The organism is Nissabacter sp. SGAir0207 (assembly GCF_005491205.1).
Lineage (GTDB): Bacteria > Pseudomonadota > Gammaproteobacteria > Enterobacterales > Enterobacteriaceae > Chimaeribacter.
Genome location: NZ_CP028035.1, coordinates 2,020,971 through 2,036,706, shown reverse-complemented (window position 1 = coordinate 2,036,706; position 15,736 = coordinate 2,020,971). Strand labels below are relative to the sequence as shown.

The following is a 15,736-nucleotide window of genomic DNA, read 5'->3' as shown; positions in this document are numbered from 1 at the left end:
ATAGCTCCTTAGCGATGCCCGTAGACTCTGGGTTGGGTGTAGTGGTCAATCAGCGGCACGGTAATGTTGGCCAGCAGCACGGCGAAAGCGACGCCGTCCGGGTAGCCGCCATAGACGCGGATCAGCCACACCAGCAGGCCAATCAGTGCGCCGAAGATCAGGCGGCCGCGCGGCGTGGTGGAGGCGGTGACCGGGTCGGTGGCGATAAAGAACGCGCCGAGCATGGTCGCGCCGGAGAAGAGGTGGATCAGCGGCGAGGCGTTGGCCGCCGGGTTGACCAGCCACGCCAGCCCACTGCAAAACGCCAGCATCAGCAGGAAGCTGACCGGGATATGCCAGTGAATCAGGCGGCGGCCGAGCAGCAGCAGGCCGCCCGCCAGGAAGCCAAGGTTGATCCACTGCCAGCCGAGGCCCGCCAGAAAGCCGCTGTAGATCGGCTGCGCCAGCAGTTGCGTATGGCTGTGGCCCGCGCGCAGGCCGGTCTTGAAGCCATCCAGCGGCGTCGCTTGGGTCACGCCATCGACATTCATCTGGAGCTGGTAGGGCGTCAGGCCGTCGCTGTTGTGGCCGCTGAAGATGCTGAGCAGGGTGTCATGCCAGCCCGGCGTATGGAGTTGCAGCGACTCCGGCGGCAGCCAGGTGGTCATCTGCACCGGAAAGGAGATCAGCAGCACTACGTAGCCGACCATCGCCGGGTTGAACGGGTTCTGCCCCAGCCCGCCATACAGCCCTTTGGCGATGACGATGGCGAAGAAGGTGCCGAGCACCACCATCCACCAAGGGGCGAGCGGCGGCAGGCTGATGCCGAGCAGCAGGGCGGTCAGCAGGGCGGAGTTGTCGCCCAGTTTGGCTTTCACCGACTGGTGGCGCAGCGCCACGATGGCCCCCTCCGCCAGCAGGGCGGTGACCATCGCCAGCGCCACCTGCACCAGGTTGCCGGGGCCGAAGAAGACCCACTGCGCTGCCATGCCAGGGATGCAGGCCAGCATCACCCACAGCATGATGCTGCTGGTGCGTTGCCGGTTATGGGTAAAGGGTGAACTTGCGATTCTGAAAGCCATTTATTCCTCGTTCGACATCGTTTCTTGTGCGGCCTTGCGCGCCTTGATCCGGGCAATCGCCGCAGCGACTGCCTCCTTGCGCGGGTCGCTTTCTTGTTTTTCCATGCTGTGCTTTTCGTCGCCGACGGCTTTACGCAGCGGCTCCGGGGCATCGTCATTGGCCGAATCCGCCGCCTGCGCGGCACGTTTGGCCTTGGCGCGGGCAACGGCGGCGGCCACGGCGGCTTTGCGTTTCTCCTCGGCAGAGAGTTCGACGGCTGGTTCCGCGGTTTCTGCCGGGGCTTCTGCCTCTGCGTCTGCCGGGGCATCAGTGGCCTGCGCGGCACGCTTGGCTTTGGCGCGGGCAACGGCGGCGGCCACGGCGGCTTTGCGTTTCTCCTCGGCCGAAAGTTCGGCGGCCGGGGCTTCTGCCTCTGTGTCTGCCGGGGCGTCAGTGGCCTGCGCGGCACGTTTGGCCTTGGCGCGGGCAACGGCAGCGGCCACGGCGGCTTTGCGTTTATCTTCGGCGGAGAGTTCAGCGGCCGGGGCTTCAGCCTCTGCGTCTGCCGGGGCATCAGCGGCCTGCGCGGCACGCTTGGCCTTGGCGCGGGCAACGGCAGCGGCCACGGCGGCTTTACGTTTCTCCTCGGCGGAGAGTTCAGCGGCCGGGGCTTCAGCCTCTGCGTCCGCTAGGGCATCAGCGGCCTGCGCGGCACGCTTGGCCTTGGCGCGGGCGACAGCGGCGGCCACGGCGGCCTTGCGTTTATCTTCGGCGGAGAGTTCGGCGGCCGGGGCTTCTGCCTCTGCGTCTGCCGGGGCGTCAGCGGCCTGCGCGGCGCGCTTGGCCTTGGCGCGGGCAACAGCGGCGGCCACGGCGGCTTTGCGTTTATCTTCGCCTGATGGTTCTGACTCTACGGCCTCAGGGGCAGCGGCGGCCTCGGCGGCAGCGGCGCGTTTGGCGCGCACCCGATCCAGGGCGTCAGCCACGGCGGCTTTGCGCTGCTCTTCGGCCGAGGGGGCGCTGGCCGGGGTCTCGGCCACTGGCGCGCCCTCGGCCGCTTTCTTGGCCTTGACGCGGGCAAGGGCGGCGGCGACCGCCGCCTTGCGCGGATCGACGTCGTGCTGCTGCTCATCCTCAGACTGGGAGATCTGGTCAACCGGCGTCTCTGCCGCGGCGGCGGCGCGCAACAGACGGCGCTCGGCCGCGCGCGCCTCACGCTCCGCGGCGGCCGCCGGGCTGGCGTCAGCCGGTGTCGCGCTATCATCCAGCCGGACGGCCGCCTTCTTATGGCGATCCTCACGCGCCTGCTTCTCACGCTCCAGCCGCGCCTGCTTGGCCTCAAAGCGTGCCTTGGCCTCGGTGGCGCGCGCCGCCTCTTGATCCAGCTCGCGGATCTCGGCCTTCTCCTGACGGTAGTACTGCACCAGCGGAATGTTGCTTGGGCAGACGTAGGCGCAGGCACCGCACTCAATGCAGTCAAACAGGTTGTAGTTGCGTGCCTTCTCATGCTCCTGGCCGCGGCTGAACCAGTAGAGCTGTTGCGGCAGCAGGCCAGCCGGGCAGGCGTCCGCGCACTGGCTACAGCGAATGCACGCCTCTTCCGCCTGCGGCTCGCCCATCTCGCTGCGCGATGGCGCAAGCAGGCAGTTGGTGATCTTGACGGTCGGCACGTCGAGGTTCGGCAGGGTGAAGCCCATCAGCGGGCCGCCCATGATCACCAGTTGCTGGTCATGCGGACGGAAGCCGCTGTACTCGAGCAGCTGGGAGACCGGCGTGCCGATGCGCGCCCACAGGTTCCCCGGCTGGCCGACGGACTCGCCGGTCAGCGTCACCACGCGCTCAATCAGCGGCTCGCCATGCACAATGGCGCGGGTGATGGCGTAGAGCGTGCCGACGTTCTGCATCAGCACCCCGATGGAGGAGGAGTGCTTGCCGTGCGGCACCTCCTGCCCGGTCAGGATGCGCGTCAACTGCTTGGCACCGCCGGAGGGGTATTTGGTGGGGATGACGCGCAGCTCAATCTTCACGCCCGGCGTGTCATCCTGCTTCAGCGCCGCTTTCAACGCGGCGATCGCCTCGGGTTTGTTGTCCTCAATGCCAATCAGCACCTGCTCCGGTTGCAGAATGTGGCAGAGGATGCGCGTGCCGGTGATGATCTCCGGCGCGTGCTCCTGCATCAGGCGGTCATCGGCGGTGATGTACGGCTCGCACTCGGCGGCGTTGACGATCAGCGTCTTCACGCCGCGCTGGCCGCCCTGCAATTTGGTGGCGGTCGGGAAGCCCGCACCGCCAAGGCCCGCCACGCCCGCCTGATGGATGCGCGCGATCAGGTCGGCGGCGTCATGCTGGCGGTAGTCGGCCACCGGTGACAGGTCACACCACCGGTCGTTGCCGTCAGCGTCAATCACCACGCACAGCTCCTTCAGGCCGGAGGGGTGGGCGGTGATGCGCGGCTCCACCACCCGCACGGTGCCAGAGGAGGGGGCGTGCACCGGCAGGGTGCGGTTGCGGCCTGCGGTCAGCGGCTGCCCTTTGAGCACCCGGTCACCGGCCTTAACCAGCAGCTCGCCCTCGGGGCCAAGGTGCTGTTGCAGCGGAATAATGAACTCATGGCTTAGCGGTGCCAGCCGCAGCGGCACATGGCTCGACTGGGTCTTCATCTCTGGCGGGTGGATGCCGCCGGAGAAGTCCCAGATCTTGTGTTTATTGAGGGCCTTCAGCAGGTTAAACATGCTGGCCCTCCGCAATCACGCGGACTGGAATGGCATTCAGATCCCATTTCCAGTTGGCAGTGGTGGTCTTCACGGGTCTCATCTCAATACAGTCAGTCGGGCAGGGGGCGACGCACAGGTCGCAGCCGGTGCAGAGATCGGCCACCACAGTGTGCACGGCGCGGGTGGCACCGACAATTGCATCCACCGGGCAGGCCTGAATGCACTTGGTGCAGCCGATGCAGTTGCTCTCATCGACAAAGGCCACCTTGCGCACCGGATGCGTGACAGTGTCACCCCCATCCAGCGGCTGCTGCTCGACGTTAAGCAGCGCGGCGATCTTCACCATCACCTGCTCGCCGCCGGGCGCGCACTTGTTGATCTTCTCGCCGTTGGCAACCGCCTCGGCATAGGGGCGGCAGCCGGGGTAGCCGCACTGGCCGCACTGGCTCTGCGGCAGCAGCGCATCGACCTGCTCGGCCACCGGATCCTCTTCCACTTTAAAGCGGCGGGAGGCGTACCCCAGAATCAGGCCGAACACCAGCGCCAGCGCGCTCAGCGCGGCAATCGCAATCCACAACGTGCTCATCAGAATTTCACCAAGCCAGTAAAGCCCATGAAAGCCAGTGACATCAGGCCAGCGGTCACCAGCGCAATCGAGGAGCCACGGAACGGTGCTGGCACATCGGCCACCGCCAGACGCTCACGGATGGCGGCGAACAGCACCATCACCAGCGAGAAGCCCGCCGCCGCCGCAAAGCCGTAGACCGCGGACTGGAGGAAGTTGTGGGACTCATTGATGTTGAGCAACGCCACCCCGAGCACCGCGCAGTTGGTGGTGATCAGCGGCAGGAAGATCCCCAGCAGGCGGTAGAGCGACGGGCTGGTCTTGCGCACCACCATCTCGGTGAACTGCACTACCACGGCGATCACCAGAATAAAGGAGAGGGTGCGCAGGTAGACCAGATCCAGCGGCAGCAGGATGAAGCTGTTGATCGCCCAGGCGCTGATGGAGGCCAGCGTCATCACAAAGGTGGTGGCCAGGCCCATGCCAATGGCGGTCTCCAGTTTCTTGGAGACACCCATGAAGGGGCAGAGGCCCAAAAATTTCACCAGTACGAAGTTGTTCACCAGCACGGTGCCGATAAACAGGAGCAGGTATTCGGTCATTGCAATGCCTGAAAGTCTGAAGCCAAAAGAAGCCGTCGCCAACCGCGACGGGGTTACTCAATAAAGGTCTGCTTGACCCGCTGCGAACGCGTGAAGTAGGGCGCCAGCAGCGCCGCCGCCAGCAGCGGGGTCAGCAGCACGCGCACCGCCAGCTCATCGGGGATCGGCGAAAAGGCGAAGGTTTTGATCGCCAGCAACACGCCCACCAGCAGCCAGAAGATATAGAGCTTCGGCAGCACCCGCCGGCGCTGGGTAAAACGCCAGAGCACCCAGGCGCTGAACAGCCACATGCCCAAAGTCGTCAGCAGCGAGACAAACCACGGCAGGGCCATACCGGGCGAGCCAGCCAGCAGTTGCGCCCGCGATGTTTCACTGGAGAGCGCCATGCCATACAGCACCAGCATCACGGTGTTGCTCAGCAGGATCAGGATCAGGTAGGCCAGCGGGGCCAGCAACCAGCCGCCAAGCCGTTTGATGGGTTGATTTTGCAGCATAAAAAACCTTTGTGCAGGATGAAACAGCGCGGAAGGCCCGCATTCAGCCGGCACATACTACCAGAGTGAAATTCCCCGGCTTATCAAGAATGTGTTGTGAAAGAGTAACAAAATAACAGGGCCGGTCAGGGCCGGCCCCGGTGGGATTAACGCTGTTCGCCGTTGCTGGCGATCACTTGCTGATACCACGCAAAGCTCTTTTTGCGCTGGCGTGCCAGCCCGCGCTGGTGGTCAACGTAGACAAAGCCATACTGCTTCTGGAAGCCGTTGAGCCAGCTCAGCAGGTCGATGAATGACCACGGGTAGTAGCCGCGCACATCCGCCCCTTGCTCAATCGCCTCGGCGATGGCGGCGATGTGCTGGCGCAGGTAGTCGATGCGGTCATCGTCACGCACCTCGCCATCAATAATCGGGTCTTTCGCCCCCAGCCCGTTCTCGGTGATGTAGATCGGCACATCGCCATAGCGCGCCTTGATCATCATGATGCCGTCGGTCAGCCCCTGCGGGTAGATCTCCCAGTCCCAGTCGGTGTAAACGCCCTGCGGGTTGCGCACAAACTTGAACAGCCCCTGCACGCCAAACTCCTTGCCCTGCTGGTGGCCGCTGCCGCGCTGGCCGCTGTGGTTGGCGTTGAAGCTGGTGGGCTGGTCGTTGGCGGCCACGGTCTCGCGCTTATAGAAGTTGAGGCCGATGAAGTCGCAACGGTTGTTGCGCAAGAGATCGGCATCGCCCGGCGCAAAGCGCGGCACGCCCCACAGCGCCTGTGCCTGTGCCAGCAGCTCCGCCGGGTACTCGCCCTTCAGCACCGGGTCGTAGAGCCAGTGGGTGTAGATGCCATCGGCGAACTGGCAGGCGGCGATATCCTCCGGCGCGTCGCTGCGCGGGGTGTGCGGTTGCAGCACGTTGACGAAGCCAATCTGCCCGTCGATGCCGCTGGTGCGGAAGGCCGCCACCGAGGCGGCGTGGGCGACGAACACATGGTGGCAGGCCTGCAACGCGCGCGCCGGGTCTTGCACCGCAGGTGGGTGCGCGCCGGTGATGTAGCCGTGGCCGATGAACACCACCGTCTCATTGAAGGTGGACCACAGCTTCACGCGGTCGCCGAAGCGCTGGTAGCAGAGGCGGGCATACTCGACAAAGGCATCGGCGGTGGAGCGCACCTCCCAGCCGCCCTCCTGTTGCAGCGCCAGCGGCAAATCCCAGTGGTAGAGGGTGATCATCGGCTCAATCTGGTGCTTGAGCAGCTCATCGATCAGATCGCTGTAGAAGGCCACGCCCGCCTCATTCACCTCGCCGCGCCCCTCCGGCAGCAGGCGCGGCCAGGAGAGGGAGAAGCGGTAACTCTTCATCCCCAGCTCGCCCATCAGCGCCACATCCTCACGAAAGCGGTGGTAGTGGTCTACCGCCACATCGCCGTTGGTGCCCTGATAGGTGGTGCCGGGGCGGTGGGCAAACTCATCCCAAATCGATGGCCCCTTGCCATCCGCGTCAAAGCCGCCCTCAACCTGGTAGGCGGCAGTGGCCGCGCCCCATAAAAAATCCTGTGGAAATGCAGACATGGCAAACCTCTCCTGAGTGAATAACACCGGCGGCCAGTGTAAAAGCCGCCCCGCAACAACTGCAACCGGTTTCTGTAACCGGTTGCGGCTGGGGGGTGGTTTTTGCGATCCGGCGCACTGTTTCACCGCGACGGGCAGGGGCGTGTTCAGGGTGTGGCGCGGGTCGCCGTCACGCAGGCATAAGTTGCTATGCTAAAGGGAGCGTTGAGAACCCTGGAGGGGCTGATCATGTACGACAAATACTTTTCACAGGCTGAGCAGGCGCAACTGCCGCTCTCCCGGCCAGATGAGGCGCGTGACATTGAGTGGCGCGCGATGGTGAAGGAGGCGGAGTGGCTGATGGAGAATCACACCCTGCCGCAGGAACCGGCCGCCCGGCAGCTGGCGTTGCGCTGGATGCTGGCGCTGGAGCGCGACACCGCTGGCAACGCGGATTTCCTGCACCGGTTGAACCAGATGCACCAGCAGGAGCCAGCGATGCGTGAGGCGATCGGCATGACGCCGGAGATTGAGGCGTTCATCACCCACGCCTTTGCCGAAAACCGGATGCAGATCTTCCGCCGCTACCTGAATGAGGCGGAGTACGCCTTCCTGTATGAGAACTACCCGAAGCAGATGGCCGCCTGGCTGCCGCTGGTGGCGGAGATGCGCCGTGCGCGCGAGCAGGGCATCGCGCCCGATTCGCCGCAGGCGCGGCCACTGGCCCAGCGCTGGCTGGCGCTGTTTTGCGCCTTTGCTGGCAACGATCCACAGACCCACGCCAAAATTCGCCACGCGATGGAGAGCGAGCCGGAGCTGGCGCAGGGGGCGTGGCTGGATGAGCCATTGCGCCAGTGGCTACGGCAGGCGGTTGACCATCTCACCCGCCACCCCTGATCCCCGCCCGAAATTGCCCGTTCCGGGCAATTTTTTTCTGGCCGCCCCTGCGCGGCACGCTTTTCCGGGAAAGCCCTAAAATAGAGAGGGCTAAATCCCCTCACTGACTATTTTCATATTGCCCGCCGGTTCAATCCCCTTAACCTTTGGCGACTTTTTCCGTCATGAAATAGTTCACTGCCATTAATTCAACCCTGGATTGTGGTTTTTTTATTTTCCGTCAACCGAAGCGGTTATTTTATTTGACCGCGGCCGGGGTTTATTTGCTTGCCTGCTTAGCGCGCTGTTTTTAAACGGTGATGAGCGGCGTGAATGAGAAAAAAGAGGGAATGTGATAGCTCACTGAGAGGGGGGAGGCGCGTGCCAGAAGGCTCATAGAGTTGAATGATGCAAAATGAACCGGGTGAACTTTATCAGTTACCGCGCTGATGTTATGCCTTTAATGAATCGCAGGGATTGGGATGACATTGAAACAGTGGAATGTATTAATTAACGGAGGTTTTACCATGAGCGAAAAGCAGACTAAACATTCACAGCCCCAACGGGAGGGGTCAGTGGAGCCACACAGCACCTTGCCGGAGAGCCACGCTGCCGTGGCGCCGGTGTCAGAGGCCGTTCCTGCCGCCCGGCAGGAGAGAGAGCCGTTCCTGAGCAACAACTTTATCTATATCTACGCCTTTTGCGTCACATTACTGACTTTCCTGTTTTTGTTCATGGCGTGTTTTTCGTCGGCCGTGGAGATGGCCCAGCGAAAAAGCATCATCAATACCGTTACCGGTTTTCTTCTGGGGGTAGCGCTGTCGGCCATTATCCAATATTTCTTTGGATCCAGCCTTAGCAGCAAAATAAAGGATGACACCATAGGCGCACTGAAAAATAAACGATAGGAGAAATAATTTTCGCCCGTGCGCCATCGCCAGGTGTTATTGCGGAGGGAAGATGGCGCACAACCATTATAGAGAATCAGGTTATTCGCGTGAAGGCGCCTTTTATATTCCTGTGGTTTTTCCGGCCACTTTTCTCATTACATTATGCAGAGGTACATTATGTTCTATTTCAGAGCCAACCAAGTCAAGCTAACCAGTAACGGCGCCACCCGCTCACTGTTTAATTGGCGCAAGGACCTGTCGAATGTCAAATTGGTCAGTTTCGTCACCACCAGCCAGTCCACCCTGCCGGACATCGACACCTGGCTGGACTCCAACGATCCCGCGCAAAAAACCGCGCTGCTGGCGCGTGCGGTGCAGAGCGTCAGCTCCTCGCAGATCCTGACCACGGTGGAGAACGTCAAGGACAACGCGCGGCTGACCTTTGGCAGCACCGGCTACACGCTGTTCCAGTGCGACAAGATGCCAGAGGACATCAACTGGTGCCTGATGGCGGTCAAGAGCAACAAGGACACACGCGAGCTGGGGTCGGTCTTCTCCTCCATCGCCGACCACTCCGAGTTCAACAACTTTGCCGGGTCGCTGGGGTCGCTGGTGCTCAACGTCGCCAACCCCGGCTTCCGCGCTGGCGTGGAGATCGTGAAGTTCGTGACCGAGGTGATGTCGCAGCGTTTGCAGGATGAGGATGATGAGCAGCTGGGCCTGCTTTATCTCTCCCTCAACCGGTTGCAGCACTACAAATATGGCGAGCGCAAGGAGAATGGGGTCACCGACCTGACCGGCAACATGCAGGTGGACTACTCCATCTTTGGCGTGGAGGATGCCAACTACCAGCCGAGCACCGTCAGCGCCGATGAAACGGACATGAGCACCGGCCTGACCGTGCCGAAAGAGGTGGCGCAGGTGGCGAAGCAGACCGTGGAGGCCGGGCTGGCCGCCGCCACCGCCATCGCCCACAAAGCGGTGAGCGATGGCGCGGAAGCCGTGAGCGAGGTGCCGCTCCAGCCGGCAGACATCCTGATGAAAAAGGCCAAGGCGATCCTTCAGGCCAAGGAGGATGAGCTGCTGTCGAAAGCCAAGGAGGCGGTGGCTGGCGCGGCGTCGGGCGCGGTCTCGGCCGCCACCGGCGCGCTGGCTGATGTGGTCACTGGCGTGGTGGCGCAGGTGGCACAGGCCGCTGGCGTGAAACTGCCCGCGCCGGAGGAGGGCACCACGCCGCAGGCTGACCATGATGCTGGCCGGTTATCGGAGTCCACCGTACCGGCCAAGGGTGAGCCGAAGGAGATTGTCACGGAAGAGGCCCCGGATGAGCAGCAGTCCAAGGAGATCGCCACCCCGCCGGGGCTGGCGGTGGGCGAGACACCGAAACCGCAGAGCGACGTTGAGCAGATCGGGGACACCACCGATCAGGCTGACCACGATGCCGGACGGGTGCGGGATTCCAGCGCGCCAGCCAAAGGCGAGCCGAAGGAGATTGTCACCGAGGAGCCACCCGCTGACCCAGCCGGGGAGAGTTCGCAGCCTGTGGACGCGGCGGCCAGTGACGCCCCGGCTGAAGGCGGCGAGGGCGGCGCGGCACCGGCGGCGGATGCGTCCAGCGATAGCCCGGCGATCCCGGCGCAGCCGGCGGAAGTGAACGCCGCCAACGCCCCGGACGTCGGCCAGCCCGCCGATCTGAACGCGCCTGACGCCGCGCCGACCGAGGCGGAGCAGGCTGCCAGTGACGCCATCCCGGTGCAGCCAGCGGAGGTAAACGCCGCCAATGCCCCGGATGTCGCCCAGCCCGCGGATCTGAACGCGCCGGACACGCCGCCGACCGAGGCGGAGCAGGCCGCCAGCGACGCCATTCCGGTGCAGCCCGCCGATGCCTTGGCCGCCGGGCTGGGGGGCAAAAACGCCGCTGGCCAGCCGACCGCCGTGGAGGCTGACACCCAGCCAGATGATGGCACCGGCAGTGGCAGTGATGCTGGCCCACAGAGCGTGGCAGGTACGCCCGATCCCTCTAGCGCGGGAGATGGGTCTCAGCCCGGCGCCACTCCCGCGACAGCGGAGTCGGTTACGGAGGCAACGACGGAGGCGGACGCCGCTGCCGCCGATCCCCAGCCAGGCCCCAGCGACGGTGCCGATCAAGAGATTGTGGTCGAAGAACCCGCCGCTGATGCCGGTGCCGTTCCAACGGAACAGACCGCCGAGGATGCCGAGGCCGCCAGCGGTGCTGACGCCGCTGCGGCGGATCAAGCGGTGGATCCAGGCAGTGCTCAGCCAACTAAAAGTGGGAAAAAAAGCCAATAAATCAGGTGGGCAATAACAGGGAGCGGCAAGCAGGAGTGGGCCATCAGGCCCACTCTTTTTTATGGCGGGGGATCAGCGGGTGCAGAGCTTGTAGTAGACCTCGTTCCAGCGCAGCGCATCCTTGAAGGCTGGCAGGGTGGTCTGGTTGTCAATCACCAGCAGCTCGATGTTGTGCATCTCGGCGTAGAGGCGCAGGTGGTCGAGGTTCAGCGCCTGGCTGAACACGGTGTGGTGCGCGCCGCCGCCGAGGATCCAGGCCTCTGCCGCGGTCGGCAGGTCAGGCTGCGCCTGCCAGATGGCGCGCGCCACCGGCAGCTTCGGCAGCGGGTGCGGCTGCTCGACGGTGTCCACCACGTTCACCAGCAGGCGGAAGCGGTCGCCAAGGTCAATCACGCTGGCGTTGACCGCCGGGCCAGCCGGGGTGGAGAAGATCAGGCGCGCCGGATCGGCCTTGCCGCCAATGCCGAGGTACTGCGCGTCCAGCAGCGGTTTGCGCTCCTTGGCGATGCTCGGGCACACCTCCAGCATGTGGGAGCCGACCACCAGATCATTGCCCGGCTGGAAGTGGTAGGTGTAATCCTCCATAAAGGAGGTGCCGCCCTCCAGCCCCTCGGCCATCACTTTCATGATGCGCAGCAGCGCGGCGGTCTTCCAGTCGCCCTCGCCGCCAAAGCCGTAGCCCTTCTGCATCAGGCGCTGTACCGCCAGCCCCGGCAGCTGCTTCATGCCCCACAGGTTCTCGAAGTTGGTGGTGAAGGCGCGGAAGCCGCCCTGCTCGAGGAAGCGCGTCATCCCCAGCTCGATGCGCGCCGCGTCCAGCAGGTTCTCACGCCGGTCGCCGTTGACCTTCACCGCGTCGGTCAGCTCGTAGCTCGCCTCATACTCCTCAATCAGGGTATCGACGTCGCCGTTGCTCACCTCGTTGATCACGCTCACCAGATCGCCGATGCCGTAGGCGCTGACGCTGTAGCCGAACTGGATCTGCGCGCCCACCTTGTCGCCCTCGGTGACCGCCACCTCACGCATGTTGTCGCCAAAGCGCGCCACCTTCAGTTGCTGGCTCTCCTGGCGCGCCGCCGCCACGCGCATCCACTCGGCGATGCGGCGGTGGGTGGTGCCATCCTGCCAGTGGCCGGTGATGACGCTGTGGTGCTGGCGCATCCGCGCGCCGATGAACCCGAACTCGCGGCCGCCGTGGGCGGTCTGGTTGAGGTTCATGAAGTCCATGTCCATGCTCTCCCACGGCACCTGGGCATTGAACTGGGTGTGCAGCTGCAACAGCGGCTTGTGCAGCAGCGACAGGCCGGCAATCCACATCTTGGCTGGTGAGAAGGTGTGCAGCCAGACCATCAGGCCGATGCAGCCCGCGTGGTAGTTGGCCTCGCGGCAGAGCGCGGCGATCTCATCCGGCGTGGTGGCGAGCGGCTTCAGCACCAGCTTCACCGGCAGGCGCGCCTCTTTGTTCAGGCCGTTGACCACCTGCTCGGCGTGATCCGTCACCTGGCGCAGGGTCTCCGGCCCGTACAGGTGCTGGCTGCCAATCACAAACCATACTTCGTGCTGTTTAAATGCGTCCATCTGCAACTCCTGAAAGATAGGGGCGGGCGGCAGGCGCCCGCCGGAAAAATTAGGCAAGGGGTTCGGCCGTCGGGGCGACCGGCTGGGCCGGGGCGGCGGCGAAGCGCGGCTCGGCGGTGTCACACCACTGCTGGTAGTGGCTGTAGAGGCGCTGGAAGGCGGCCACCCGCGCCGCATCCGGCAGCAGGGTGCGCTCAATCTGGCAGGCCATGTGCTGCTGGGCGGCTGGCACGTCGGCATACTCGCCAGCGGCCACCGCGGCAAAGATGGCCGCGCCCAGCGCGCAGCACTGGTCAGAGGCGACAATCTGCAACGGGCGGTTCATCACGTCGGCGCACACCTGCATGATCACCGGTGATTTGCGGGCGATGCCGCCCAACGCCAGCACGTTCTCCACCGGAATGCCCTGCTGCTCGAAGCACTCCATGATGGCGCGCGCGCCAAAGGCGGTGGCGGCGATGAAGCCACCGAACAGCGCCGGGGCGTCGGTGCCGAGGTTCAGGTCGGTGATCAGCCCCTTCAGGCGCTGGTTGGCATTGGGGGTGCGGCGGCCGTTGAACCAGTCCAGCACCAGCGGCAGGCTCTCCAGCGAGGGGTTGTCCGCCCAGGCGCGGGTCAGGGCGGGCAGCAACTCCGCCTCAATCTGCTTGAGCTGCGGTGCCAGCGCTGGGTTGGCGGCGGCGGCCTGCTTCAGCGGCCAGCTCAGCAGGCGGCTGAACCATGCATACATGTCGCCGAAGGCTGACTGGCCAGCCTCCATGCCAATCATGCCCGGCACCACGCTGCCATCTACCTGGCCGCAGATGCCAGCGATGGCCCGATCCTCGACCCGCGCCTGATCGGCGAGCAGGATGTCGCAGGTGGAGGTGCCAATCACCTTCACCAGCGTGTAGGGCTGCGCCCCGGCACCGACCGCGCCCATGTGGCAGTCGAACGCGCCGCCGGAGAGCACCACCTCCTCGGAGAGGCCAAGGCGCTGCGCCCACTCGGCGCTCAGGGTGCCGACCGGCCGCTCGGCGGTGTAGGTTTCGGTGAACAGCGGGTAGGGCAGGTGCTCCACCAGCGCCGGGTCAAGGGCGGCGAAGAAGTCGCGCGGCGGCAGCCCGCCCCAGGAGGGGTGCCACAGCATCTTGTGGCCAGCGCTACAGCGGCCGCGCAGCAGGTCAGCTGGCGCGGTGCGGCCAGCCAGCAGCGCGGGCACCCAGTCGCACAGCTCCACCCACGAGGCGGCCGCCTCACGTACCGCGGCATCGGCGCGCGAGACGTGCAGGATCTTGGCCCAGAACCACTCGGAGGAGTAGACGCCGCCGATGTAGCGGCTGTAGTCAGGGAAGCGGCCACTGCGGCAGAGGCGGTTGATCTCCTCCGCCTCTTCAATCGCGGTGTGGTCTTTCCACAGCACGAACATGGCGTTCGGGTTGTCGGCGAACTCTGGCCGTAGCGCCAGCACGCGCCCCTCGGCATCGACCGGGGCGGGGGTGGAGCCGGTGGTATCCACGCCAATGCCGCGCACCGCGGCGCGCTGCGCGGGCGTCAGTTGGCTGACCACGTTGCGCACCGCCTGCTCCATCGCCTCAATATAGTCCAGCGGATGGTGGCGGAACTGGTTCTGCGCCGGGCGGCAGAAGCGCCCCTCTTGCCAGCGCGGGTAGTAGATGACATCCGTCGCCAGCTCGGTGCCCTGTTGGCAATCCACGGCCAGCGCGCGTACCGAATCGCTGCCAAAATCAAGGCCGATCGCTATGGCACCTTGCGTCATTCTGGGTACTCCTATGGGTCTGGGGAAGTGTTGACTACATTAGGAGCTGGCTGGCGGGCAGGGTGAGGAGCCACTTGCTGCAAGTATGCACTTTTCTGCTTCCTTGGATGTTTCTGTGATGTCAGTCAAAAGTTATCGGTTGGCTAAATTCGCTATATCTATGCATATTCCTGCTGTTATTTGCAGATGTGATAGCGCTCCACATTTTCCATGCCCATTTCCCGTTAAAACTGTTCCCGTCTTACCGCAGGCGGGCAGCCAGAAAGCGCCCTGTCACGGGCACTGTCCCGCTGCTCCGCCCGACGTGATCCCCTACTGATAACGTTTTCACAGCGCCCGTCGCACCGGGTGAACAACACCAATAAGACCGGAGAGCATCATGCATAAATTCACTAAGGGACTCGCAGCCATCGCATTGGCGGCCGTTATGTCACAATCAGCTATCGCCGAAACCATGAAACTCGGCTTTCTGGTGAAGCAGCCGGAGGAGCCGTGGTTCCAGACCGAGTGGAAGTTTGCCGACAAGGCCGGCAAGGATCTGGGCTTTGAGGTGATCAAGATCGCGGTGCCGGATGGCGAGAAGACGCTGAACGCCATCGACAGCCTGGCGGCCAGCGGCGCGAAGGGCTTTGTGATCTGCACCCCTGACCCGAAACTCGGCTCGGCCATCATGGCCAAGGCGCGCGGCTATGACCTGAAGGTGATCGCGGTGGATGACCAGTTCGTCACTGCCAAGGGCAAGCCAATGGAGACGGTGCCGCTGGTGATGATGGCCGCCACCAAGATTGGCGAGCGCCAGGGGCAGGAGCTGTACAAAGAGATGCAGAAGCGCGGCTGGAACGCGGCGGAGACTGGGGTGATGGCGATCACCGCCGACGAGCTGGACACCGCCCGCCGCCGTACCACCGGTTCGATGGACGCGCTGAAGGCCGCTGGCTTCCCGGAGAAGCAGATCTACAAGGTGCCGACCAAGTCCAACGACATCCCCGGCGCGTTTGACGCCGCCAACTCAATGCTGGTGCAGCACCCGGAGGTGAAGAACTGGCTGATCGTCGGCATGAATGACAACACCGTGCTGGGCGGCGTGCGCGCCACCGAGGGGCAGGGCTTCAAGGCACCGAACGTGATTGGCATCGGCATCAACGGCGTGGACGCGGTGAGCGAACTGTCGAAGGGCCAGGCCACCGGCTTCTACGGCTCGCTGCTGCCAAGCCCGGACATCCACGGCTACAAGAGCATCCAGATGCTGCATGACTGGGTGCAGAAGGATGCGGAGCCAGCGAAGTTCACCGAGGTGACCGACGTGGTGCTGATTACCCGCGACAACTTCAAGACCGAACTGCAAAAGAAAGGGCTGATGTAAGCCTCC

The 15,736-nt window shown here is 64.2% G+C and carries 12 protein-coding genes; 4 read left to right on the top strand and 8 right to left on the bottom strand.

Going from position 1 to position 15,736, the window contains the following annotated elements; translation table 11 throughout:
* Positions 1–8: 8 nt before the first annotated feature.
* From rsxD to C1N62_RS08740, 6 genes are all read right to left on the bottom strand, one after another.
* Positions 9–1,061: an electron transport complex subunit RsxD gene (rsxD, locus tag C1N62_RS08765; protein WP_137763272.1), complete on the bottom strand. Its 1,053-nt coding sequence runs from the start codon at positions 1,059–1,061 to the stop codon at positions 9–11.
* A complete protein-coding gene (gene rsxC, locus C1N62_RS08760; protein ID WP_137763271.1) occupies positions 1,062–3,773 on the bottom strand; it encodes an electron transport complex subunit RsxC in 2,712 nt (903 codons plus the stop codon).
* Complete coding sequence (gene rsxB / locus C1N62_RS08755) at positions 3,766–4,341, bottom strand: electron transport complex subunit RsxB (RefSeq protein ID WP_137763270.1); 576 nt, start codon at positions 4,339–4,341, stop codon at positions 3,766–3,768. The genes rsxC and rsxB overlap by 8 nt, the downstream gene beginning before the upstream one ends.
* A complete protein-coding gene (rsxA, locus tag C1N62_RS08750; RefSeq protein ID WP_137763269.1) occupies positions 4,341–4,922 on the bottom strand; it encodes an electron transport complex subunit RsxA in 582 nt (193 codons plus the stop codon). Before rsxA ends, rsxB begins: the two co-directional genes overlap by 1 nt.
* Positions 4,923–4,975: 53 nt before the next feature.
* Positions 4,976–5,416 carry a DUF2569 domain-containing protein gene (locus C1N62_RS08745; RefSeq protein ID WP_137763268.1) on the bottom strand — a complete coding sequence of 147 codons (441 nt, stop codon included), beginning with the start codon at positions 5,414–5,416 and terminating at the stop codon, positions 4,976–4,978.
* A gap of 146 nt (positions 5,417–5,562) precedes the next feature.
* Complete coding sequence (locus C1N62_RS08740) at positions 5,563–6,975, bottom strand: glycoside hydrolase family 1 protein (protein WP_137763267.1); 1,413 nt, start codon at positions 6,973–6,975, stop codon at positions 5,563–5,565.
* A gap of 228 nt (positions 6,976–7,203) precedes the next feature.
* Between C1N62_RS08740 and C1N62_RS08735 the strand changes: the two genes are divergently transcribed.
* The 3 genes from C1N62_RS08735 (at position 7,204) to C1N62_RS08725 (ending at position 11,030) form a co-directional block, all read left to right on the top strand.
* Positions 7,204–7,851: a TipAS antibiotic-recognition domain-containing protein gene (locus C1N62_RS08735; RefSeq protein WP_168195843.1), complete on the top strand. Its 648-nt coding sequence runs from the start codon at positions 7,204–7,206 to the stop codon at positions 7,849–7,851.
* A gap of 461 nt (positions 7,852–8,312) precedes the next feature.
* A complete protein-coding gene (locus C1N62_RS08730) occupies positions 8,313–8,738 on the top strand; it encodes a hypothetical protein (RefSeq protein ID WP_137763265.1) in 426 nt (141 codons plus the stop codon).
* 159 nt (positions 8,739–8,897) lie between these two features.
* Positions 8,898–11,030 carry a hypothetical protein gene (locus C1N62_RS08725; RefSeq protein WP_137763264.1) on the top strand — a complete coding sequence of 711 codons (2,133 nt, stop codon included), beginning with the start codon at positions 8,898–8,900 and terminating at the stop codon, positions 11,028–11,030.
* 72 nt (positions 11,031–11,102) lie between these two features.
* Here the strand turns inward: C1N62_RS08725 and araA are convergent, their stop codons facing one another.
* On the bottom strand, positions 11,103–12,608 hold the full coding sequence (gene araA, locus C1N62_RS08720) for an L-arabinose isomerase (protein WP_137763263.1): 1,506 nt from the start codon (positions 12,606–12,608) through the stop codon (positions 11,103–11,105).
* Positions 12,609–12,657: 49 nt separating this feature from the next.
* Positions 12,658–14,367: a ribulokinase gene (locus C1N62_RS08715; protein ID WP_137763262.1), complete on the bottom strand. Its 1,710-nt coding sequence runs from the start codon at positions 14,365–14,367 to the stop codon at positions 12,658–12,660.
* 379 nt (positions 14,368–14,746) lie between these two features.
* Between C1N62_RS08715 and C1N62_RS08710 the strand changes: the two genes are divergently transcribed.
* Positions 14,747–15,730 (top strand): arabinose ABC transporter substrate-binding protein, encoded by a 984-nt coding sequence (locus tag C1N62_RS08710; protein WP_137763261.1) that lies wholly within the window; start codon positions 14,747–14,749, stop codon positions 15,728–15,730.
* The last annotated feature ends 6 nt before the right edge of the window (positions 15,731–15,736 follow it).

Coding starts and splice junctions, on each gene's coding strand:
- C1N62_RS08710 (WP_137763261.1), top strand. CDS start 14,747: ATGCATAAATTCACTAAGGGACTCGCAGCCATCGCATTGGCGGCCGTT.
- rsxC (WP_137763271.1), bottom strand. CDS start 3,773: ATGTTTAACCTGCTGAAGGCCCTCAATAAACACAAGATCTGGGACTTC.
- C1N62_RS08725 (WP_137763264.1), top strand. CDS start 8,898: ATGTTCTATTTCAGAGCCAACCAAGTCAAGCTAACCAGTAACGGCGCC.
- rsxB (WP_137763270.1), bottom strand. CDS start 4,341: ATGAGCACGTTGTGGATTGCGATTGCCGCGCTGAGCGCGCTGGCGCTG.
- C1N62_RS08745 (WP_137763268.1), bottom strand. CDS start 5,416: ATGCTGCAAAATCAACCCATCAAACGGCTTGGCGGCTGGTTGCTGGCC.
- C1N62_RS08715 (WP_137763262.1), bottom strand. CDS start 14,367: ATGACGCAAGGTGCCATAGCGATCGGCCTTGATTTTGGCAGCGATTCG.
- C1N62_RS08740 (WP_137763267.1), bottom strand. CDS start 6,975: ATGTCTGCATTTCCACAGGATTTTTTATGGGGCGCGGCCACTGCCGCC.
- C1N62_RS08735 (WP_168195843.1), top strand. CDS start 7,204: ATGTACGACAAATACTTTTCACAGGCTGAGCAGGCGCAACTGCCGCTC.
- C1N62_RS08730 (WP_137763265.1), top strand. CDS start 8,313: ATGACATTGAAACAGTGGAATGTATTAATTAACGGAGGTTTTACCATG.
- araA (WP_137763263.1), bottom strand. CDS start 12,608: ATGGACGCATTTAAACAGCACGAAGTATGGTTTGTGATTGGCAGCCAG.
- rsxA (WP_137763269.1), bottom strand. CDS start 4,922: ATGACCGAATACCTGCTCCTGTTTATCGGCACCGTGCTGGTGAACAAC.
- rsxD (WP_137763272.1), bottom strand. CDS start 1,061: ATGGCTTTCAGAATCGCAAGTTCACCCTTTACCCATAACCGGCAACGC.